Below are 20624 nucleotides of genomic sequence, written 5' to 3'. Positions count from 1 at the left end.
GGGCGGTTATAGGTCCGCCCTTGTGGTTATCTACTGGGGATCTCGAGTCGTGCAGAAGCTCTTTCTGGCGAAGCAAAGAGCTGTGTTGACAGTGCAAAGCTGACCGAAAGGTTAACTTTAAAGGTTTCTGCGCCCACAGCAAACAACCAGTTACAAAAACCTGACTAAATAATCAAAAAATCAATGCGACGTAGCACCGCATCCGATCTGCCGAGATAACAGAGCGTGCCTATGTGGGAGCGAGCCTGCTCGCGAAAACGTTTTTCCAGGCAATACAGATTTTGAACGTGCCGGCGCTTTCGCGAGCAGGCTCGCTCCCACAGGGATTCGCATGGACTTAAGGAGAGAGGAATGAGGAATAACCAAATTTCAGACACAAAAAACCCCGGTCTTTCGACCAGGGTCTTTGCTATCGATCCGATTCAGCCAATGGCTGATTTCGGCGCTTCAAGGCGTTCAGTGGTCCTTGAAACAGATATGGCGCAGCGGACGGGACTCGAACCCGCGACCCCCGGCGTGACAGGCCGGTATTCTAACCGACTGAACTACCGCTGCGTATCGCTTTGAGCTTGCGCTCAAGTAACTCGTTTTGATTGCCGGCTTCGGTGCCTTGCAATCGCGAACCAGATGAATCTGACTCGTAAAATATGGCGCAGCGGACGGGACTCGAACCCGCGACCCCCGGCGTGACAGGCCGGTATTCTAACCGACTGAACTACCGCTGCGCGTCGGTGCAGGCACTTTCAGCCTACTCTCTTGCTTGCGCAAGCTTCTCGGGAGTGGTGGGTGATGACGGGTTCGAACCGCCGACATTCTGCTTGTAAGGCAGACGCTCTCCCAGCTGAGCTAATCACCCGTTTGCATCTCCGAGGCCGCGAAATTTACGCAGGTGGCGAAGCTAAGTCAATAGCAGGATTGGAGTTTTTCTGAAAAAGACGAAATTGCTTCATTCCTGAAGAAGCCATCGACCGATGGACCGCATTCGCCAGCAGGCTCGCTCCCACAGGACGCGGCTTCGCTTGTTATTCCGTGTAGATCATCTTCTTGGTCATGCCGCCATCGACGACGAATTCCTGCCCGGTGACAAATCCCGCATTGCGCGACAGCAACCACGCCACCATCGCCGCCACGTCTTCGACCGTCCCCACCCTGCCCGCCGGATGCTGGGCGTGATCGGCATCGGCCAACGGCTCGGCGCGACGCACCGAGGGATCACGCGCATCGATCCAGCCCGGACTGACCGCATTCACGCGGATTTCCGGTCCAAGGCTGATTGCCAGCGCATGGGTCAGCGCCAACAGCCCACCCTTGCTCGCCGCATACGCCTCGGAGTCCGCCTCCGACTGTCGCGCACGGGTCGAGGCCAGATTGACGATCGAACCGTTGTGCGCACGCAGATAAGGCGCACAGTGCTTGGCCAGCAACATCGGCCCGCTCAGATTCACCGCCAGCACCCGATTCCAATACGCCAGATCGAGGCTTTCCAGGGTGATGTTGTGCGGATCGGCCACCGCCGCGTTGCAGACCAACGCATCGAGGCGACCAAACTGCCCCAGCACCTCGGCCACGCCCAGTGCGACCTGATTTTCCTCGGCGACGTCCATGGCGATGAACCAGGCGTTTTCGCCGAGCACCTTCGCCACTTTCGAACCACGCACCCGATCAAGATCGGTCAGCACCACTTGCCAGCCTTCGCTGATCAGCCAGGCGGCAATTCCGAGGCCGATACCGCGTGCAGCGCCGGTGACCAGCGCCACGCGGCCATGGGTATTGGCCGCCGGTGTGGACAACTCGATCACAATGCCGCCAGACCGCGCGCCAGGTCAGCCTGCAGGTCAGCGACATCTTCCAGACCAACCGCCACGCGGATAAGGCTGTCGCGAATCCCCGCCGCTTCACGCTCCTGCGGCGCCAGACGGCCGTGGGAGGTGGTGCTAGGATGGGTGATCGTGGTTTTGCTGTCGCCGAGGTTGGCGGTGATCGAAATCAACCGAGTAGCATCGATAAAGCGCCAGGCGCCTTCTTTGCCGCCCTTGACCTCGAAGCTGACCACCGCACCAAAACCCTTCTGCTGGCGCTGGGCCAACTCGTGCTGCGGATGGCTCTTGAGGCCGGCGTAATGGACCTTCTCGATGCCGTCCTGCTGCTCCAGCCATTCGGCCAGCGCCTGAGCGTTGGCGCAATGCGCTTTCATGCGCAGGTTGAGGGTCTCGAGGCCTTTGAGGAAGATCCACGCGTTGAACGGGCTGAGGGTCGGCCCGGCGGTCCGCAGGAAACCCACCACTTCTTTCATCTGTTCACCGCGACCGGCGACAACGCCGCCCATGCAGCGGCCCTGACCGTCGATGAACTTGGTCGCCGAGTGCACGACAATGTCCGCGCCGAGCTTCAGCGGCTGCTGCAACGCCGGGGTGCAGAAGCAGTTGTCGACCACCAGCTGCGCGCCCTTGGCATGAGCGATTTCAGCCAGGGCGGCGATATCCACCAGCTCGGCCAACGGGTTGGACGGCGACTCGACAAAAAGCAGTTTGGTGTTGGACTTGATCGCCGTGTCCCAGGCTGACAGATCGGCCAGCGGGACGTAATCGACTGCGACGCCGAAGCGCTTGAAATACTTCTCGAACAGGCTGATGGTCGATCCGAACACGCTGCGCGACACCAGCACATGATCGCCAGCACTGCACAGGCTCATCACCACCGCCATGATCGCGGCCATGCCGGTTGCCGTGGCGACGGCTTGCTCGGCGCCCTCCAGCGCGGCAATGCGTTCTTCGAACGCGCGCACGGTCGGGTTGGTGTAGCGCGAATAGACGTTGCCGGGCACTTCGCCGGCAAAGCGCGCCGCTGCATCGGCAGCGGTGCGGAACACGTAACTGGAGGTGAAGAACATCGGGTCACCGTGTTCGCCTTCCGGCGTGCGGTGCTGACCGGCACGGACGGCCAGGGTATCGAACGCTACGCCTTCGAGGTCGCTGTCCAGCCGACCGGCATCCCATTCCTGACTCATGCTGTCTCTCCTTGCTGTTCTCGAACAATAAATATCAGATACAAAACCGGCCCCTCAGGGCCGGTGGAAACTCAGTTGTTGTACAGATCGATGATCGCACTGACTGCCTGGGTCTTGACCTTCGAGGCATCGTTGCGCGCCTGCTCGATCTTGTTCAGGTAAGCCTCGTCGACGTCACCGGTCACGTACTTGCCGTCGAACACTGCGCAATCGAAGTGCTCGATCTTGATCTTGCCGCCGCCGACCGCTTCGATCAAGTCAGGCAGGTCCTGATAGATCAGCCAGTCTGCACCGATCAGGTCGGCCACGTCCTGAGTCGAACGGTTGTGCGCGATCAGTTCGTGGGCGCTCGGCATGTCGATACCGTACACGTTCGGGAAGCGCACCGCAGGTGCCGCCGAGCAGAAGTAGACGTTTTTCGCGCCAGCTTCGCGGGCCATCTGGATGATCTGCTTGCAGGTGGTGCCGCGCACGATCGAGTCATCGACCAGCATGACGTTCTTGCCACGGAATTCCAGCTCGATGGCATTGAGCTTCTGGCGTACCGACTTCTTGCGCGCAGCCTGGCCCGGCATGATGAAGGTGCGACCGATGTAACGGTTCTTGACGAAACCTTCGCGGAATTTCACGCCCAGGTGATTGGCCAGCTCCAGCGCTGCGGTACGGCTGGTGTCCGGAATCGGGATGACCACGTCGATATCGTGTTCAGGGCGCTCGCGCAGGATCTTCTCGGCAAGCTTCTCGCCCATGCGCAGACGCGCCTTGTAAACCGACACGCCGTCGATGATCGAGTCCGGACGCGCCAGGTAGACGTGTTCGAAAATGCACGGGGTCAGCGACGGGTTGGTTGCGCACTGACGGGTGTGCAGCTTGCCGTCTTCAGTGATGTACACCGCTTCACCCGGCGCGAGGTCGCGAATCAGGGTAAAACCGAGCACGTCCAGAGAAACGCTTTCCGAGGCGATCATGTACTCGACGCCTTCGTCGGTGTGACGCTGGCCGAACACGATCGGACGAATGCCGTGCGGGTCGCGGAAACCGACGATGCCGTAACCGGTGACCATCGCCACCACGGCGTAACCCCCAACGCAACGGTTGTGCACGTCGGTCACGGCGGCGAACACGTCTTCTTCGGTCGGCTGCAGCTTGCCGCGCTGGGCCAGCTCGTGGGCGAACACGTTGAGCAGCACTTCCGAGTCGGAGCTGGTGTTGACGTGACGCAGATCGGATTCGTAGATCTCTTTGGCCAACTGTTCAACGTTGGTCAGGTTGCCGTTGTGCGCCAGAGTGATGCCGTACGGCGAGTTGACGTAGAACGGCTGGGCTTCGGCCGACGTCGAGCTGCCGGCAGTCGGGTAACGGACGTGGCCGATACCCATGTGGCCGACCAGACGCTGCATGTGACGCTGCTGGAACACGTCACGCACCAGGCCATTATCCTTGCGCAGGAACAACCGGCCATCATGGCTGGTCACGATACCGGCAGCGTCCTGGCCGCGGTGCTGGAGCACGGTTAGCGCGTCATACAGCGCCTGATTGACGTTCGACTTACCGACGATACCGACGATGCCACACATGCGACGCAACCCCTACTTAATGGATCTGAACTGAACAGCACTCACTGAGGCGTTTTCGCCGTCGGCAAGAGCTGCTCCTTGAACGGAATCTCAGCGGGTACGCTGATTCCGCTGGCAAGCCACTGACTGCTCCACCCCAGTATCAGGTTTTTGGACCAGTCGGCGACCAATAGAAACTTGGGCACGAGCTGTGATTCTTTCCACCACCCGTCCTGCTGTACCGGCCCCAGGCTCAACAGCCCGACCGCCACGACCACCAGCAACACGCCACGCGCTGCGCCGAAGGCCATGCCGAGGAATCGATCGGTCCCGGACAACCCGGTGACGCGAACCAACTCGCCGATAAGATAATTGATCATTGCGCCCACGATCAGTGTGGCGACAAACATGATGGCACAGCCCGCGATCACGCGAGCCGATGGGGTTTCGATGTATCCGGCGAGGTACTCGGACAGTGAGCCACCAAACATCCAGGCAACCGCTCCTGCGATGATCCAGGTCAGCAGCGATAAAGCTTCCTTAACGAAGCCGCGGCTCAGACTGATCAAAGCGGAGATGGCGATGATTGCAACGATCGCCCAGTCAACCCAGGTAAATGGCACAGTGCAGCCTACAGACGGATAAGGCGGCGCATTTTAGCAGAGCGCATGGCTGTCGGTAAGCTGCGATTGTCAGTGCTTTTCAATCGAGGTGATAGATTTCAGCCACGTTCAGGCTGAAAACGGACAACGAAGCCCTTGAGGTTCTGCTGACGACTCAGCAGATCGCGCAGACGATCGGCTTCGGCACGCTCGATCAGCGGACCGACGAACACCCGATTCTTGCCATCGGCAGAACGAATGTAGGCGTTATAACCCTGGCTGCGCAGGTTCTTCTGCAGGCTCTCGGCGCTGGCGCGGCTCGACAGACTGGCCAGTTGCACCGACCAGCTCACCGACAGACCGTTGGCATCGACGCGGCTCTGCGTGGTGTCAGGCTTGCTGGTTGCGGATGTGATCGGCTGAGCCGGCGCCGGAATCGGCTTGGCCACCGGTGGCGGCGTTGCCGGACGGGCTATCTGCGCAGGGATGGTCGGTGCTGGCGCAGCCGGTGCAGCCGGGGCCGCAGGCACCGCTTCTTCAGCAACTTCTTCGTCAGTCGGCACAGGCTCTTGCGGCAAGGCTTGCGGCTCGGGCACGGCGACCGGGTCCATTTGCACTTGCGGCATGGCCGAAGGCTGAGGCGCAGCCGGGGCCTCGACGGTCACCTGACGCTGCTCGTCCTGACGGGAAAACAGCATCGGCAGGAAGATCACCGCCAGCGCCACCAGCACCAGCGCGCCAACCATGCGCTGCTTGTACGCTTTATCCAGCAAAGCCATTTGCCGCTTCCTCCGTGGAGCGCCGGGCCAGCCATTCAAGGGCCTCGGCGACACAATAAAATGATCCGAACAAGAGAATCTCGTCGTCGCTGGTCGCAATCGCGCACTGCCCTTCCAGAGCGGCCGCAACGCTGGCATAGGACGTAACCGAAGCACCAAGGTTCTGCAGCGCGGCCTCAAGCTCAGCCACCGGACGCGCGCGCGGCGAATCCAGCGGCGCGACAGCCCAATGCGCGACACTAGCATTCAATTCGCCAACAACACCATCCAGATCCTTGTCGGCCAGCAATCCGAACACCGCCAGACGCTTGCCAACCGGCGGCCGCGCGGCCAGACGCCGGGCGAGATACTCAGCGGCGTGCGGGTTGTGACCAACATCAAGCAAAACGTTCAGGCGCTTGCCATTCCATTCGAATGACCGACGATCGAGGCGTCCGACCACGCGCGTCGCCTGCAATGCAGGGACAATCTGTTCGGCATTCCACGGCAAACCTGTCAGCAGATAGGCTTGCAGCGCCAGCGCGGCGTTTTCCATCGGCAGATCGAGCAGCGGCAAGTCGCGCAACTCGACCACTTGGCCCAGGGCATCGGTGCCGCGCCATTGCCAGTGTTGGTCAGTGATGCCGAGATCGAAATCGCGTCCACGCAGAAAGAATGGGCAAGCCAGTTCGTGCGCCTTGTCGAGCAGTGGTTGCGGAGGATTCAGGTCGCCACACAGAGCAGGCTTGCCCTGGCGGAAAATTCCGGCCTTCTCGAAGGCCACGGATTCGCGGGTATCGCCCAGATAATCGGCGTGATCGACGCCAATGCTGGTGACCAGCGCAATATCGGCATCGACCACATTGACGGTATCCAGACGCCCGCCCAACCCGACCTCAAGCACCACAGCGTCAAGCGCCGCCTGCTGGAACAGCCAGAACGCTGCCAGAGTGCCCATTTCGAAGTAAGTCAGGGAAGTGTCGCCGCGGCCCGCCTCGACCGCAGCAAAGGCTTCGCAGAGCTGCACGTCAGTGGCTTCGACGCCGTTGAGCTGCACCCGCTCGTTGTAACGCAGCAGGTGCGGAGAATTGTAGACACCAACGCTCAGGCCCTGCGCACGCAGCAATGAAGCCACGAACGCGCAGGTCGAACCCTTGCCGTTGGTGCCGGTGACCGTGATCACCCGAGGCGCCGGCTGGCCCAGCCGCATGCGGGACGCTACCTGTTGCGAACGCTCCAGGCCCATGTCGATGGCCGACGGATGCAACTGCTCAAGGTAGGCGAGCCATTCACCAAGGGTGCGCTGGGTCATACGTTGGCAGGCACCGGCGGCACCACGATCGGTTCGATCGGCGCGGCGACGAACTTCGGCGTCGGCTTGCCGGTCATCTGTGCCAGCAGGTTACCCAGACGCGGACGCAATTCCTGACGGTGAATGATCATGTCGATCGCGCCGTGCTCGAGCAGGAACTCGCTGCGCTGGAAGCCTTCCGGCAGTTTCTCGCGCACGGTCTGCTCGATTACCCGCGGACCGGCGAAGCCGATCAGGGCTTTCGGTTCGCCGACGATGACGTCGCCAAGCATCGCCAGACTGGCGGAAACGCCGCCGTAGACCGGGTCGGTCAGTACGGAAATGAACGGAATGCCTTCTTCACGCAGACGCGCAAGCACGGCCGAAGTCTTGGCCATCTGCATCAGCGAGATCAGCGCTTCCTGCATGCGTGCACCACCGGAGGCGGCGAAGCAGATCATCGGGCAGCGGTTTTCCAGTGCGTAGTTGGCAGCGCGAACGAAGCGCTCACCGACGATGGCGCCCATGGAACCGCCCATGAAGTTGAATTCGAATGCCGAAACCACTACCGGCATGCCCAGCAAGGTACCGCTGACCGAGATCAGCGCGTCTTTTTCGCCGGTCTGCTTTTGCGCGGCAACCAGGCGATCCTTGTACTTCTTGCCGTCGCGGAATTTCAGACGGTCAACCGGCTCCAGGTCAGCACCCAGTTCGTTGCGGCCTTCCGGATCGAGGAAGATGTCGATGCGCGCACGTGCGCCGATGCGCATGTGATGGTTGCACTTGGGGCAAACGTCCAGGGTCTTTTCCAGCTCCGGACGGTACAACACCGCCTCGCAGGACGGGCATTTGTGCCACAGACCTTCAGGCACCGAGCTCTTCTTGACCTCCGAGCGCATGATCGAAGGGATCAGTTTGTCTACTAACCAGTTGCTCATGCTTTCTTTCTCCAGTACCGGCGGCCCGAACGCTCTGGTTCGCAGCCCCGCGTATGCCCTTGAGCTAAATTCATGTGTGTGGCGATGGTTGCCGAACAGTGGCGGTCAGCGCGGAACATGACCTGCGTACGATTCAGCAACCCTCAGCCGCGCCTGCTTTGTGCAAGTGCATTGATGGACGGCGGCAGACTGCCAGCCGTCACATCGACGATGTATTGCCGCGCACCGCGTTGATGAATGCGCGAATCTTGTGGTGATCCTTGATGCCTTTGCTCGCTTCTACCCCGCCGCTGACATCCACCGCGTAGGGCTTGACCCGTGCTACCGCGTCGGCAACGTTCTCCGGCGTCAGGCCGCCGGCCAGAATCAGCGGTTTGCTCAAGTGTTGCGGAATCAGTGACCAGTCAAACGCCTCGCCGGTTCCACCGGGCACCCCTTCGACATAGGTGTCGAGCAGTACGCCACTGGCGCCGGGAAAGGCATCGCAGGCAGCAGCAATGTCATCACCCGCCTTGACCCGCAGCGCTTTGATGTACGGACGATGCCAGCCTTCACACTCCTCCGCACTTTCGTCGCCATGGAACTGCAGCAGATCCAGCGGCACCGCATCGAGGATTTCTCCGAGCTCGCAACGGCTGGCATTGACGAACAGCCCCACGGTGGTAACGAACGGCGGCAGCGCCTTGATGATCGCCCGCGCCTGCTGCACGTTCACCGCTCGCGGACTCTTGGCGTAAAACACCAGGCCGATCGCGTCGGCACCGGCTTCGACGGCGGCCAACGCATCTTCGACGCGGGTAATGCCGCAGATCTTGCTGCGAACAGCTGACATGTCAGGAAAACCTCAAGGCAAAATCCGAAAACGTCCCGGATGGTAACAAAAGCGCCCGAGGGCGTCAGCCGTCAAGTTCGGAGAAACCCGTAAGGAAATGTGGCCCGATAAAGCGCTCGGGTAACGGGAATTCGTCGTGATACTCGACCTGCACCAGATACAGCCCGTACGGATGCGCCGTCACCCCGCCGGAGCGACGCTCGCGACTTTCCAGCACTTCCTTCATCCACTCCACCGGACGCTCACCGGCACCGATGGTCATCAGCACACCGGCGATATTGCGCACCATGTGATGCAGGAACGCGTTGGCACGAATGTCGAGCACGATCATCTTGCCGTGACGGGTCACGCGCAGGTGATGCATCTTCTTGATCGGCGACTTTGCCTGGCACTGACCGGCCCGGAATGCGCTGAAATCGTGGGTACCGATCAGGTACTGCGCGGCCTCGGCCATACGCTCGGCGTCGAGCGGACGGTGATTCCAGGTGATTTCTTCATTGAGGTGCGCCGGGCGGATCTGATCGTTGTAGATCACATAGCGATAACGCCGGGCAATGGCTTTGAACCGAGCATGAAAATGTGCCGGCATGACCCTGGCCCAACTGACGCTGATGTCGTGGGGCAGATTGATGTTGGCGCCCATGACCCAGGCTTTCAGCGAGCGATCAACCTGGGTGTCAAAGTGCACCACTTGGCCGCAGGCATGCACGCCGGCATCGGTACGCCCGGCGCATTGCAGGGAAACCGGCGAATTGGCGACTTTCGACAGGGCTTTTTCAAGCTCTTCCTGCACCGTCGCCACTCCGGTCAGTTGCCGTTGCCAGCCGCTGTAGCGCGAGCCTTTGTACTCAACGCCCAGCGCGACGCGGTAAAAGCCGTCGGGCGCCATTTCGGCGACCGGGTTATCTATGTTTGCCAAGGTGGGACAGCCTGCTGATTTGCAAAGGCGGGCATTATAAGGCGGTGGGCTGGGGATGCCAGAGTTCTCTATCGCATGATCTGCCGCCATCGCTGGCAAGCCAGCTCCCACATTGATTTGCGGCGTGCACCCAACCTGTGGGAGCTGGCTTGCCAGCGATGACGACGGCACTCACAACCCTTCATCCGGCACAAACAAAAACGGCAGCCCCACCGGGCTGCCGCTTGTTGTTTACCGCTTAACTTACGCCAGGTTGGAAAGCATTTCCTTGGCCTCGCCCCGCTGCTTCTCGTCACCCTCGGTCAACACTTCGTTGAGGATGTCACGCGCACCGTCAGCGTCGCCCATGTCGATGTAAGCCTGGGCCAGATCGAGTTTGGTCGCTGCTTCGTCGGTGCCGGCGAGGAAGTCGAAATCATCTTCACCCAGGTCATCACCCAACGCTGCGTCCGCTTCGGTGAAGCTCGGTTCGGCCATGCTTTGCGACAGGCGATCCAGCTCGGCATTGACGTCGTCAAGCTCGGCCGCGAAAGCATCCGGCTCGGCGGCTGGGTTGGTGTCCATTTCGTCGGCCAGCGACAGGTCGAAATCGGCTGGGAGTTCCAGATCGTCCTGCGGCACGTCAGCAACTACCGGCGTCTCGACCGGTGGCAAGTCCTTCACGCCGTCGTCCAGATCCAGCAGGAAGTCATCTTCAGCCAACGTAGCCGGCGATGGTTCGGCGCCCAGATCCATGTCCAGATCGAAGTCCGACAGATCGTCGAGATTGTCTTTCATCTCGGTCTGCTCTTGCAGCACCGAAGCGAAGCTCAGATCGTCTTCGGCCGGAAATGCGTCGAGCTCGACAGGCGCTTCTGGCTCGACCGCTGGCGCAGGATCGACCGGGGTGATGTTGTCGAGGTCGTCCAGGCTCAAATCGAACGCGGTGTCGAGATCGTCAGCGGCAGCCTCGGGCGCTTGCGGCTCGTCTTGCAGCAATTCCTTGACGTACTGCGCGTCCAGTTCGGCAGCGACGGCGGCAGCTGCCAGCCCACCGGCAGCGACGACAGCCATGGCTGGGAAGCGGCTTTTCAGCGCTTCGACCTTGGCGAAGTTATCGCCATTGGCCACCAGTTGACGCTCTTGCGCAACGAACGCATCGCGGTCGCCCTGCTGACCGTAGACTTCCATCAGCTTCAGGCGCAGATCGCTGCGTTCCGGCTCAAGGCTGACGCCCTCTTCCAGCAGCGCAGCGGCCTGATTAAGGCGGCCGGCATTGATGTGCGATTGCGCTTTGTCGAGCACATCATCAGAGCGTTCGCCGGCCGGGGCCACCAGTGGTGCGGCAATCGGCGCAGCCATCACCACCGGAGTGACGACCGGTGCAGGGGCTGGCGCAGGTGCCGGAGCTGGCGTGTTGAGCTTGACGCTGGCTGCCGGGGTTTCCAGGCCGGAGAAGCTGCTTTCCGGCAGATCCTGCTCAGCGGAGAACTCTTGCTCTTCAGCCAGAGCGCGGGCCATGCGCAGGTGCTTTTCGGCTTCCTGCTGGGCTTTGCGACGGCGCGCCAGCAGCAACAGCAGAAGCAGCAGAACCACCGCACCGCCGCCGATCAGGCCGAGCAGAATCGGATTGGTCAGCAGTTCATTGAAGGCTTTGTCGTCATCGGCGGCAGCAGGCGTGGTTTCGACCACCGGCTCGACGACCGGCTCAACCGGGGTTTCCGCTGGCGGCGCGATGGCCGACTCTGGAGTCGGTGAAGCCGCTGCGGCGTCGGCCGGGGTGGCTGGCGGTGTTGCGGCCAGTTCGGCAGTGATCGCCGGCACCGGCGGCACAGCAGCAGTGGCGCCAGGCGCAGCGCCGGCGCCGTCGGCCTGCATCTTCGCCAGTTGATTGTTCTTCAGCTCGATCAGCTTTTGCAGCTTGTCCAGCTGGCTCTGCAGATCAGCCATGCGGCTTTTCAGTTCCTCGTTGTCACGACGGGTCGTGTCGAGGTTTTCCTGAGTAATTGCCAGTTTGTTGCTCAGCGCCTTGGCGTCGCCGGCCGGGCCTTTCGCACCGGGCTTGGCGCTTTCCGCCGAGACCAAGCTCAGATTGTCCTGGGTGTTGGCCGCTGCACCGGTATTGCCACGGCCACGATTGGTCGCATCCAGCTGCTGCTGACCGGTGCCAGGCTTGCCCACATAACGACGGCCCTGACGCCAGGCTTCGTTCTGCGCCGCCACTTCAGCGATGGCTGCCGACTGCGGCAGCGCCGTGCTTTGTACCGGATCCGGCAGACGCAGCACCTGGCCGGTTTTCAGACGGTTGATGTTGCCGTCGATAAAGGCATTCGGATTGAGCGCCTGAATCGCCAGCATGGTCTGCTGCACCGAGCCGCCGTTGCGCGCCTTCGCGGCGATTTCCCACAGGGTATCGCGCGGCGTGGTGGTGTATTGATTGCGATGGGTGGCGCCAGTGGTGGGCGCAGTGATGGTCTGCGACGGCGCCGGTTGCGCGGCGGCGTCTGCGGTCTGCGGCGAGAACTTCGACGGATCGAGCAGCACGCTGTAATCACGCAACAAGCGGCCATTGGGCCACATCACCTGCACAAGGAACTTCACCATCGGTTCCGACAGCGGTTGGCTCGAGGTCACGCGCAACACGCTTTTGCCGTTGGCGTTGAGTACCGGGGTGAACGTCAGGTCATTGAGAAAAGCCTGACGGTCGACGCCGGCCTTGACGAAATCTTCAGGGGAAGCCAGGCTCGGCACCACTTCGGCAGCGGTGAGATCCTTGACGTCGAGCAGCTCGATTTCAGCCACCAACGGCTGGTTCAGGGTCGACTTCAGGGTCAGCTCCCCGAGCCCGAGGGCATGCGCCATACCGGAGGACAGCGCCGAGGCGGCCGCTATTGCTAACACCAGTTTGCGAACTTGAACCATAGCCTCATCCTTTGTTTGAACGTTCCTCGGCCAGCGAGAAGCTTTTGAATACCGCTGCCGTAAGGCATTGCGCGCGACGACGGGGGTCGCCGCGCGCGATCATTTCGGTGCTGCCCCGGAAAGTCCCGGAGGGTGACTCGTCATCGACGCGCTTCGGGCAAGCATAGCGCTCACCTAGAATCAGTCGACAAATTGTTGCCAAGTATCTTTTACAGCAGGTCTTTTATCAACAACTCAGCCAGTTGCACGGCGTTGAGCGCCGCGCCTTTGCGTACGTTATCTGACGTCAGCCAAAGATTTAGTTCCGCCGGGTCGTCGACGCCCGTCCGCACGCGGCCTACGTAGACCACGTCCTGCCCCACCGCATCGCCGACCGCGGTCGGATAATCACCGGCCTCGACCAGCTCGATGCCCGGTGCAGCCTCAAGCGCTGCGTTGACCTTTTCCAGGTCAACAGCGCTGCCTGACTGCAAGGTCACGCTAAAGCTATCGCCAAAAAACACCGGGGCTTGAACGCAAGTGGCAGAAATCTTCAATAAAGGTTTTGCCAGAACCTGGCGCAGCTCTCGAACCAATCGTTTTTCCAGCAGCGTGTGGCCCTGCGCATCAGGCGTACCGACTTGTGCCAGCAGGTTGAAGGCCATCTGCCGGTCGAAGAACGTCGGTTCCAGCGGACGCATGTTCAGCAGCTCGGCGGTCTGCCGCGCGAGCTCGGTGACCGCCTCGCGGCCTTGCGCCGAAACGGCCAGATTGGCGGTGACGTTGACGTATTGCAGATCGAGCAGATCGAGCAGCGGCGCCAGCACCACTGCAAGCGTCGTAGCAGACGGGCTTGGGCTGCTGACCTGGAATGGGCTTTTCAGACTGGCGAGAATATCGGCATTGGCCTCCGGCACCACCTGTGGCGCCTGATCGGTGGACAAGGCGCCGGACAAGTCGATCAACGAGCAACCGGCAGCATGGGCGCGAGCGGCGTAGCTCAGCGACACCGCAGCGCCGGCGGCGAAGAACACCAGTCTGACCTTGCTGAAATCGAACTCGTCGACCTCGCGCACGCGGACGTTTTTGTTGCGGAACAGCACCGAGCTGCCGGCCGATTCACTGCTGGCCAGCAGGTGCAGGTTGCCGACCGGGAAGTCGCGTTCTTCGAGAATCTGTACGAGGGTTTCGCCGACAGTACCGGTGGCGCCGATAACGGCGATATCGAAAGTCTGGGTCATGGAGCTACCTCTGGCAAAACGGGGGGAGCGGCACTTTACCGGGTGGGTGGCGCGCAGGCAATTTCTGCGGGATTTGCGGCGGCTGTGCCGGCCCTTTCGCGAGCAGGCTCGCTCCCACAGGGACCGCATTTCAATGTGGGAGCGAGCCTGCTCGCGAAAACGGCAGTACAGACACCGGAGAAATCCTTGGCATAAAAAAACCCGCACCTCTTTCAAGGCACGGGCTTCTTCATGGCTTCAAGCGATCAACGCTCGAGCAGGATTCGCAGCATGCGGCGCAGCGGTTCGGCCGCACCCCACAGCAGCTGGTCGCCGACGGTGAAGGCGCCGACGAATTGCGAACCCATGTTCAGCTTGCGCAGACGACCGACCGGTACATTCAGGGTGCCGGTGACCTTGGTCGGGCTCAGCTCCTGCATGCTGATCTCGCGGTTGTTCGGTACCAGCTTGACCCAAGGGTTGTGCTGGCTGATCAGCCCTTCGATATCAGCGATCGGTACGTCCTTGTTCAGCTTGATGGTCAGCGCCTGGCTGTGGCAGCGCATGGCGCCGATGCGCACGCAGATGCCGTCGACCGGGATCGGGCTCTTGAAGCGACCGAGGATCTTGTTGGTCTCGGCCTGGGCCTTCCACTCTTCGCGGCTCTGGCCGTTCGGCAGTTCCTTGTCGATCCACGGGATCAGGCTGCCGGCCAGCGGTACGCCGAAGTTTTCGGTCGGGTACGCGTCGCTGCGCATGGCTTCGGCCACGCGACGGTCGATGTCGAGGATCGCGCTGGCCGGATCGGCCAGTTGATCGGCGACAGCGGCGTGGGTCGCGCCCATCTGCTTGATCAGTTCACGCATGTTCTGCGCGCCGGCACCGGAGGCCGCCTGATAGGTCATGGCGCTCATCCACTCGACCAGACCGGCCTCGAACAGACCGCCCAGACCCATCAGCATCAGGCTGACGGTGCAGTTGCCGCCAATGTAGTTCTTGGTGCCCGCGTCCAGTTGCTGGTCGATGACCTTGCGGTTGACCGGATCGAGAATGATCACCGCGTCATCGTTCATACGCAGGCTCGACGCCGCGTCGATCCAGTAACCCTGCCAGCCGGCTTCGCGCAGCTTGGGAAATACTTCGCTGGTGTAGTCGCCGCCCTGGCAGGTCAGGATCACGTCGAGGGTCTTCAGCTCGTCAATGCTGTAAGCGTCCTTGAGCGGAGCAATGTCCTTGCCCACGGACGGGCCTTGGCCACCGACATTGGACGTGGTGAAAAACACCGGCTCGATAAGATCGAAATCCTGCTCTTCCAGCATCCGCTGCATGAGCACGGAACCGACCATCCCGCGCCAACCGATCAGACCTACACGTTTCATCGCAACTACACCTTCTTGAAAGTGGGCCGCTGCTTTGTATTGAATTTCGCAGCGGGCCCGAGAGATTACAGATTCCGCAGCGCGGCGACTACTGCGTCGCCCATTTCCTGCGTACCGACTTTGGTACAACCGGCCGAGTGGATGTCGCCAGTGCGCAAGCCCTGATCGAGCACGACACTGACGGCTTTTTCGATGGCATCGGCAGCGTCGTGCAGATTGAAGCTGTAACGCAGCATCATCGATACCGACAGGATCGTCGCCAGCGGGTTGGCAATGCCTTTGCCAGCAATGTCCGGCGCCGAACCATGGCACGGCTCGTACATGCCCTTGTTGTTGGAATCCAGCGAGGCCGACGGCAGCATGCCGATCGAGCCGGTGAGCATCGACGCTTCGTCGGAGAGGATGTCGCCGAACATGTTGTCGGTGACGATCACGTCGAACTGCTTGGGTGCGCGCACCAACTGCATGGCGGCGTTGTCGACGTACATGTGGCTCAGTTCGACTTCCGGGTAATCCTTGGCCACTTGCTCGACCACTTCGCGCCACAACTGGCTGGATGCCAGGACGTTGGCCTTGTCCACCGAGCAGAGCTTCTTGCCACGAACCATGGCCATGTCGAAACCGACACGGGCGATGCGGCGGATTTCGCTTTCGCTGTACGGCAGCGTGTCGTAGGACTGACGCTCGCCGTTGTCCAGCGTACGGGTGCCACGCGGCGCGCCGAAGTAAATGCCGCCGGTCAGCTCACGGACAATGAGGATGTCCAGACCGGCAACGATTTCCGGTTTCAGGCTCGACGCGTCGGCCAGTTGCGGATAGAGGATCGCCGGGCGCAGGTTGCCGAACAGGCCCAGTTGCGCGCGGATTTTCAGCAGACCGCGCTCAGGGCGGATGTCACGCTCGATGGTGTCCCATTTCGGGCCACCGACCGCGCCCAGAAGCACGGCGTCGGCAGCGCGGGCGCGATCAAGGGTTTCGTCGGCCAGCGGCACGCCATGCTTGTCGATGGCCGCGCCGCCGATCACGTCGTGGCTCAGCTCGAAGCCCAGGCTGTACTTGTCATTGGCCAATTCCAGCACCTTGACCGCTTCGGCCATGATTTCCGGACCAATACCGTCACCCGGGAGAATCAGAATCTGCTTGCTCATGCTTTCCTCGTGTCTTCAAGCGGTGCGCCAGTGAACGGCGCGCCGGGAAAAATTCCTATCGCTCGGCCATCAGTACGATCACATCGGTACTGAACGAGCCGTCGGCATCTATCTCAAAATACTCACGCACTTCGTTGCCCATCGACTGCTGCAACTGGCGGATCGCCGCGCGCATCACGTCAGGTGTGCGCATGCGCTCGACCCAGCTGCTGTACTCCAGACGCAGGCGCTGCCGGGTGGTACTGCGCACATGCAGACCAGCCTCGCTGACCTGGCGCAGCCACTCGGCGGCGGAGTAGTCGCGGACATGGCTGGTGTCGCGCAGCACTTCGACGCTTTGCAGGTAAGTGTCGAACAACGCACTGCCCGGTGACAACACGTCAACGAAAGCCGCCACCCCGCCCGGCTTCAGCACCCGGCGCACTTCGCGCAAGGCGAGACCGAGGTCGCTCCAGTGATGCGCCGAGTACCGGCTAAACACAAAATCGAACTCGCCATCAACGAACGGCAAGCGCTCGGCAGCGCCGTTGACGGTAATGATGTTGTTCAAGCCGCGATCAACGGCAGCGCCGGCAACCACATCAAGCATTTGCTGCGACAGGTCGTAAGCCACCACTTCCTTGACCAATGGAGCGACGTGGAAACTGACATGGCCTGCGCCGCAACCCAAGTCCAGCAAACGAGCCTCGCCCTGCCCGGCCAGCTCAGCCTGTAGCAATGCGAATTCGGTGCCTTGAGCGTGAACCGCGCTGCTCAGGTAGGCGGCGGCCTGTTCACCGAATTGCTTTTGTACGACCTGAGTGTGTTGGGCGGTACTGGTCATGGGCACATCCTGGTATCTATGTTGTTTGCGCTGCCGTCTTCGCGAGCAGGCTCGCTCCCACAGGGGAATGCATTCCAAGGTGGGAGCGAGCCTGCTCGCGAAGGGGCCAGCCCTGACTACATCAATCTCGAATCACGCGTCGCGAAACAACCACGGCTGGCTAACTCGATGCTTGGCCTCGAACGTCGCGATCGCATCGCCGTCCTGCAAGGTCAGGCCGATATCGTCCAGACCGTTGAGCAGGCAGTGCTTGCGGAACGCATCGATCTCGAAGCTGTACACCTTGCCATCCGGGCGGGTCACGGTCTGCGCTTGCAAGTCGATCTGCAATTGATAACCCGGCTCGGCTTCAACCTGCTTAAACAGTTCATCAACTTCTGTATCGCTGAGAATGATCGGCAGCAGGCCGTTCTTGAAACTGTTGTTGAAGAAGATGTCGGCGTAACTCGGCGCGATGATGCTGCGGAAACCGTACTCTTCCAGCGCCCACGGCGCGTGTTCACGGCTCGAGCCGCAGCCGAAGTTCTCGCGGGCGAGCAATACGCTGGCACCCTGATAACGCTCGGCGTTGAGGACGAAATCCTTGTTCAGCGGGCGCTTGGAGTTGTCCTGGTACGGCTGGCCGACATCCAGATAACGCCACTCGTCGAACAGGTTCGGACCAAAACCGGTGCGCTTGATCGACTTCAAGAACTGCTTGGGAATGATCTGATCGGTGTCGACGTTGGCACGATCCAAAGGCGCGACAAGACCAGTGTGCTGAGTAAATGCCTTCATCTTTACTGTGCTCCTTGGATCAATTCACGAACGTCGATGAAACGGCCGTTCACCGCTGCTGCTGCCGCCATGGCCGGGCTGACCAAGTGGGTACGGCCACCGGCGCCCTGACGGCCTTCGAAGTTACGGTTGGAAGTCGAGGCGCAATGCTCGCCGGACTCCAAACGGTCCGGGTTCATCGCCAGGCACATCGAGCAACCCGGCTCGCGCCATTCGAAACCGGCCTCGAGGAAAATCTTGTCCAGCCCTTCGGCTTCAGCCTGCGCTTTGACCAGACCCGAGCCCGGCACGACGATTGCCTGCTTGATGGTCGAGGCGACCTTGCGGCCCTTGGCGATGACCGCAGCGGCGCGCAAGTCTTCGATGCGCGAGTTGGTGCAGGAACCGATGAATACGCGATCAAGCTGAATGTCGGTGATCGCCTGATTGGCGGTCAGACCCATGTATTTCAAGGCGCGAACGATCGAGTCACGCTTGACCAGATCCATTTCCTTGGCCGGATCCGGCACATTCTGATCCACGGCCAAGACCATTTCAGGCGAAGTGCCCCAGCTGACTTGCGGCTTGATTTGCGCGGCGTCGAGCTCGACCACGGTGTCGAATTTGGCATCGGCGTCGGAGACCAGATCTTTCCAGGCTTCGACGGCCATGTCCCACTGCTCGCCCTTCGGCGCGAATGGACGACCTTTGACGTAGTCGATGGTCTTCTGATCTGCCGCCACCAGGCCCACGCGGGCGCCGGCTTCGATGGACATGTTGCAGATGGTCATGCGGCCTTCGACGGACAGATCGCGGATCGCGCTGCCGGCAAACTCGATGGCATGGCCGTTACCGCCGGCGGTGCCGATCTTGCCGATCACCGCAAGGACAATGTCCTTGGCGGTCACGCCGAACGGCAATTGGCCTTCGACGCGCACCAGCATGTTTTTCATTTTTTTTGCGACCAGGCACTGGGTGGCGAGCACGTGCTCGACCTCAGATGTACCGATACCGTGGGCCAATGCCCCGAATGCGCCGTGGGTCGAAGTGTGCGAGTCACCGCAGACCACGGTCATGCCCGGCAAGGTCGCGCCCTGCTCCGGGCTGATCACGTGAACGATGCCCTGACGGACGTCGTTCATCTTGAATTCGACGATGCCGTATTCATCGCAGTTGTCGTCGAGGGTCTGCACCTGCAAACGCGAAACCTGGTCGGCAATGGCTTCGATGCCGCCCTTGCGCTCCGGAGTGGTCGGTACGTTGTGGTCCGGGGTCGCAATGTTGGCATCGATGCGCCAAGGCTTGCGCCCGGCCAGACGCAAGCCTTCGAAAGCTTGCGGCGAAGTCACTTCGTGGATGATGTGACGATCGATGTAGATCAGCGCCGAGCCATCGTCGCGCTGCTTGACCAAATGCGAATCCCAGAGCTTGTCGTAGAGCGTTTTGCCGGCCATCAGACGGTTCCTCATCAGCTTGTTTCTATGCCCTGGGCTTATCAATAACCCTTTGGCTTGTGAGGCCGATCCTATGGGGTTAGATTAAATAACTCAAATTCATATTTTTTATGCTTTGGATAACCAACTGGAATGCGACATGGATCTGGCTAACCTGAATGCTTTTATTGCCATCGCCGAGACCGGCAGCTTCTCCGGCGCCGGCGAACGCCTTCATCTGACCCAACCGGCGATCAGCAAGCGCATCGCCGGGCTTGAGCAGCAATTGAAGGTACGCCTGTTTGATCGACTGGGTCGCGAAGTCGGTCTGACCGAGGCGGGTCGCGCCCTGCTGCCAAGGGCTTATCAGATTCTCAATGTGCTCGACGACACCCGCCGCGCCCTGACCAACCTGACCGGCGAGGTCAGTGGCCGCCTGACCCTGGCCACCAGTCACCACATCGGTCTGCATCGCTTGCCGCCTCTATTAAGGGAGTTCACCCGCCGCTACCCACAGGTTGCGCTGGATATTCAGTTCCTTGATTCGGAAGTGGCCTACGAGGAAATTCTCCACGGCCGCGCAGAACTGGCGGTCATCACCCTCGCGCCAGAGCCGCACACCCTGGTCAAAGCCACGCCGGTGTGGGACGACCCGCTGGATTTCGTCGTCGCCCCGGAGCATTCGCTGATCAACAACGGTGCCGTCAGTCTGGCGGACATCGCCGGCCATCCGGCGGTTTTCCCCGGCGGCAACACGTTTACCCACCACATCGTCCAGCGTTTGTTCGAAGCTCAGGGCCTGACGCCGAACATCGCCATGAGCACCAACTATCTGGAAACCATAAAGATGATGGTCTCCATTGGCCTGGCCTGGAGCGTGCTGCCGCGCACGATGCTCGACGAACAAGTGGCAAGCATCGCATTGCCGGGCATACAGCTCACTCGCCAGCTAGGCTATATCTTGCACACCGAACGGACGCTATCGAATGCAGCACGCGCCTTCATGGCCCTGCTGGATGCACAAATCGATCGGCCAGGGATCCCGGCCTGACTTGTGCTACTCCTATAGAGCCGCTCCTGTG

Annotated in this window: 17 protein-coding genes and 3 tRNA genes; 1 reads left to right on the top strand and 19 read right to left on the bottom strand. The window is 61.0% G+C overall.

Going from position 1 to position 20624, the window contains the following annotated elements:
* Window positions 1–478: 478 nt before the first annotated feature.
* From AB4N73_RS04585 to leuC, 19 genes are all read right to left on the bottom strand, one after another.
* Window positions 479–555 (bottom strand) — tRNA-Asp (locus tag AB4N73_RS04585).
* Window positions 556–648: 93 nt separating this feature from the next.
* Window positions 649–725, bottom strand: a tRNA-Asp gene (locus tag AB4N73_RS04580).
* Window positions 726–780: 55 nt separating this feature from the next.
* Window positions 781–856: transfer RNA gene (locus AB4N73_RS04575), tRNA-Val, on the bottom strand.
* Window positions 857–1022: 166 nt separating this feature from the next.
* Window positions 1023–1799: an SDR family oxidoreductase gene (locus AB4N73_RS04570; protein ID WP_252879799.1), complete on the bottom strand. Its 777-nt coding sequence runs from the start codon at window positions 1797–1799 to the stop codon at window positions 1023–1025.
* Window positions 1796–3007: an O-succinylhomoserine sulfhydrylase gene (locus tag AB4N73_RS04565; protein ID WP_310215434.1), complete on the bottom strand. Its 1212-nt coding sequence runs from the start codon at window positions 3005–3007 to the stop codon at window positions 1796–1798. The genes AB4N73_RS04570 and AB4N73_RS04565 overlap by 4 nt, the downstream gene beginning before the upstream one ends.
* 71 nt (window positions 3008–3078) lie before the next feature.
* The gene (gene purF / locus AB4N73_RS04560) at window positions 3079–4584 is read right to left on the bottom strand and encodes an amidophosphoribosyltransferase (RefSeq protein WP_016773943.1); all 1506 of its coding nucleotides are present in this window, start codon (window positions 4582–4584) and stop codon (window positions 3079–3081) included.
* A 41-nt stretch (window positions 4585–4625) separates the two neighbouring features.
* A complete protein-coding gene (locus AB4N73_RS04555; RefSeq protein WP_016773942.1) occupies window positions 4626–5186 on the bottom strand; it encodes a CvpA family protein in 561 nt (186 codons plus the stop codon).
* Window positions 5187–5284: 98 nt separating this feature from the next.
* A complete protein-coding gene (locus tag AB4N73_RS04550; protein WP_460142979.1) occupies window positions 5285–5944 on the bottom strand; it encodes an SPOR domain-containing protein in 660 nt (219 codons plus the stop codon).
* Window positions 5928–7235 (bottom strand): bifunctional tetrahydrofolate synthase/dihydrofolate synthase, encoded by a 1308-nt coding sequence (gene folC, locus AB4N73_RS04545; RefSeq protein WP_460142978.1) that lies wholly within the window; start codon window positions 7233–7235, stop codon window positions 5928–5930. The genes AB4N73_RS04550 and folC overlap by 17 nt, the downstream gene beginning before the upstream one ends.
* Complete coding sequence (gene accD, locus AB4N73_RS04540; protein WP_016773939.1) at window positions 7232–8152, bottom strand: acetyl-CoA carboxylase, carboxyltransferase subunit beta; 921 nt, start codon at window positions 8150–8152, stop codon at window positions 7232–7234. Before accD ends, folC begins: the two co-directional genes overlap by 4 nt.
* Window positions 8153–8351: 199 nt before the next feature.
* Entirely contained in the window at window positions 8352–8984 is a 633-nt protein-coding gene (locus AB4N73_RS04535) for a phosphoribosylanthranilate isomerase (RefSeq protein ID WP_460142977.1), read from the bottom strand.
* Between the two features lie 64 nt (window positions 8985–9048).
* Window positions 9049–9873 carry a tRNA pseudouridine(38-40) synthase TruA gene (truA, locus tag AB4N73_RS04530; RefSeq protein WP_016773937.1) on the bottom strand — a complete coding sequence of 275 codons (825 nt, stop codon included), beginning with the start codon at window positions 9871–9873 and terminating at the stop codon, window positions 9049–9051.
* A 273-nt stretch (window positions 9874–10146) separates the two neighbouring features.
* Entirely contained in the window at window positions 10147–12804 is a 2658-nt protein-coding gene (locus AB4N73_RS04525) for a FimV/HubP family polar landmark protein (protein ID WP_460142976.1), read from the bottom strand.
* A gap of 209 nt (window positions 12805–13013) precedes the next feature.
* Window positions 13014–14024: an aspartate-semialdehyde dehydrogenase gene (locus AB4N73_RS04520; RefSeq protein WP_041478533.1), complete on the bottom strand. Its 1011-nt coding sequence runs from the start codon at window positions 14022–14024 to the stop codon at window positions 13014–13016.
* 245 nt (window positions 14025–14269) lie between these two features.
* Window positions 14270–15382 carry an aspartate-semialdehyde dehydrogenase gene (gene asd, locus AB4N73_RS04515; RefSeq protein WP_016773934.1) on the bottom strand — a complete coding sequence of 371 codons (1113 nt, stop codon included), beginning with the start codon at window positions 15380–15382 and terminating at the stop codon, window positions 14270–14272.
* A 65-nt stretch (window positions 15383–15447) separates the two neighbouring features.
* Window positions 15448–16530, bottom strand: a complete 1083-nt coding sequence (gene leuB, locus AB4N73_RS04510; RefSeq protein WP_016773933.1) for a 3-isopropylmalate dehydrogenase — start codon at window positions 16528–16530, stop codon at window positions 15448–15450.
* A 55-nt stretch (window positions 16531–16585) separates the two neighbouring features.
* Complete coding sequence (locus AB4N73_RS04505; protein ID WP_056784380.1) at window positions 16586–17353, bottom strand: class I SAM-dependent methyltransferase; 768 nt, start codon at window positions 17351–17353, stop codon at window positions 16586–16588.
* 132 nt (window positions 17354–17485) lie between these two features.
* Window positions 17486–18130 carry a 3-isopropylmalate dehydratase small subunit gene (gene leuD, locus AB4N73_RS04500; protein ID WP_460142975.1) on the bottom strand — a complete coding sequence of 215 codons (645 nt, stop codon included), beginning with the start codon at window positions 18128–18130 and terminating at the stop codon, window positions 17486–17488.
* Between the two features lie 2 nt (window positions 18131–18132).
* The gene (gene leuC / locus AB4N73_RS04495; protein WP_041478531.1) at window positions 18133–19563 is read right to left on the bottom strand and encodes a 3-isopropylmalate dehydratase large subunit; all 1431 of its coding nucleotides are present in this window, start codon (window positions 19561–19563) and stop codon (window positions 18133–18135) included.
* A 139-nt stretch (window positions 19564–19702) separates the two neighbouring features.
* On the opposite strand from leuC, the gene AB4N73_RS04490 reads away from it, so the two are divergent.
* Window positions 19703–20593: a LysR family transcriptional regulator gene (locus AB4N73_RS04490; protein ID WP_024012384.1), complete on the top strand. Its 891-nt coding sequence runs from the start codon at window positions 19703–19705 to the stop codon at window positions 20591–20593.
* Window positions 20594–20624: the final 31 nt, after the last annotated feature.

It is taken from the genome of Pseudomonas sp. S3_B08, from assembly GCF_054667725.1.
The sequence above is the reverse complement of the archived record's forward strand: the minus strand, read 5'-3'. Positions and strand labels throughout refer to the sequence as shown.

Coding starts and splice junctions, on each gene's coding strand:
- AB4N73_RS04565 (WP_310215434.1), bottom strand. CDS start 3,007: ATGAGTCAGGAATGGGATGCCGGTCGGCTGGACAGCGACCTCGAAGGC.
- purF (WP_016773943.1), bottom strand. CDS start 4,584: ATGTGTGGCATCGTCGGTATCGTCGGTAAGTCGAACGTCAATCAGGCG.
- AB4N73_RS04550 (WP_460142979.1), bottom strand. CDS start 5,944: ATGGCTTTGCTGGATAAAGCGTACAAGCAGCGCATGGTTGGCGCGCTG.
- folC (WP_460142978.1), bottom strand. CDS start 7,235: ATGACCCAGCGCACCCTTGGTGAATGGCTCGCCTACCTTGAGCAGTTG.
- accD (WP_016773939.1), bottom strand. CDS start 8,152: ATGAGCAACTGGTTAGTAGACAAACTGATCCCTTCGATCATGCGCTCG.
- AB4N73_RS04535 (WP_460142977.1), bottom strand. CDS start 8,984: ATGTCAGCTGTTCGCAGCAAGATCTGCGGCATTACCCGCGTCGAAGAT.
- truA (WP_016773937.1), bottom strand. CDS start 9,873: ATGGCGCCCGACGGCTTTTACCGCGTCGCGCTGGGCGTTGAGTACAAA.
- AB4N73_RS04525 (WP_460142976.1), bottom strand. CDS start 12,804: ATGGTTCAAGTTCGCAAACTGGTGTTAGCAATAGCGGCCGCCTCGGCG.
- AB4N73_RS04520 (WP_041478533.1), bottom strand. CDS start 14,024: ATGACCCAGACTTTCGATATCGCCGTTATCGGCGCCACCGGTACTGTC.
- asd (WP_016773934.1), bottom strand. CDS start 15,382: ATGAAACGTGTAGGTCTGATCGGTTGGCGCGGGATGGTCGGTTCCGTG.
- leuB (WP_016773933.1), bottom strand. CDS start 16,530: ATGAGCAAGCAGATTCTGATTCTCCCGGGTGACGGTATTGGTCCGGAA.
- AB4N73_RS04505 (WP_056784380.1), bottom strand. CDS start 17,353: ATGACCAGTACCGCCCAACACACTCAGGTCGTACAAAAGCAATTCGGT.
- leuD (WP_460142975.1), bottom strand. CDS start 18,130: ATGAAGGCATTTACTCAGCACACTGGTCTTGTCGCGCCTTTGGATCGT.
- leuC (WP_041478531.1), bottom strand. CDS start 19,563: ATGGCCGGCAAAACGCTCTACGACAAGCTCTGGGATTCGCATTTGGTC.
- AB4N73_RS04490 (WP_024012384.1), top strand. CDS start 19,703: ATGGATCTGGCTAACCTGAATGCTTTTATTGCCATCGCCGAGACCGGC.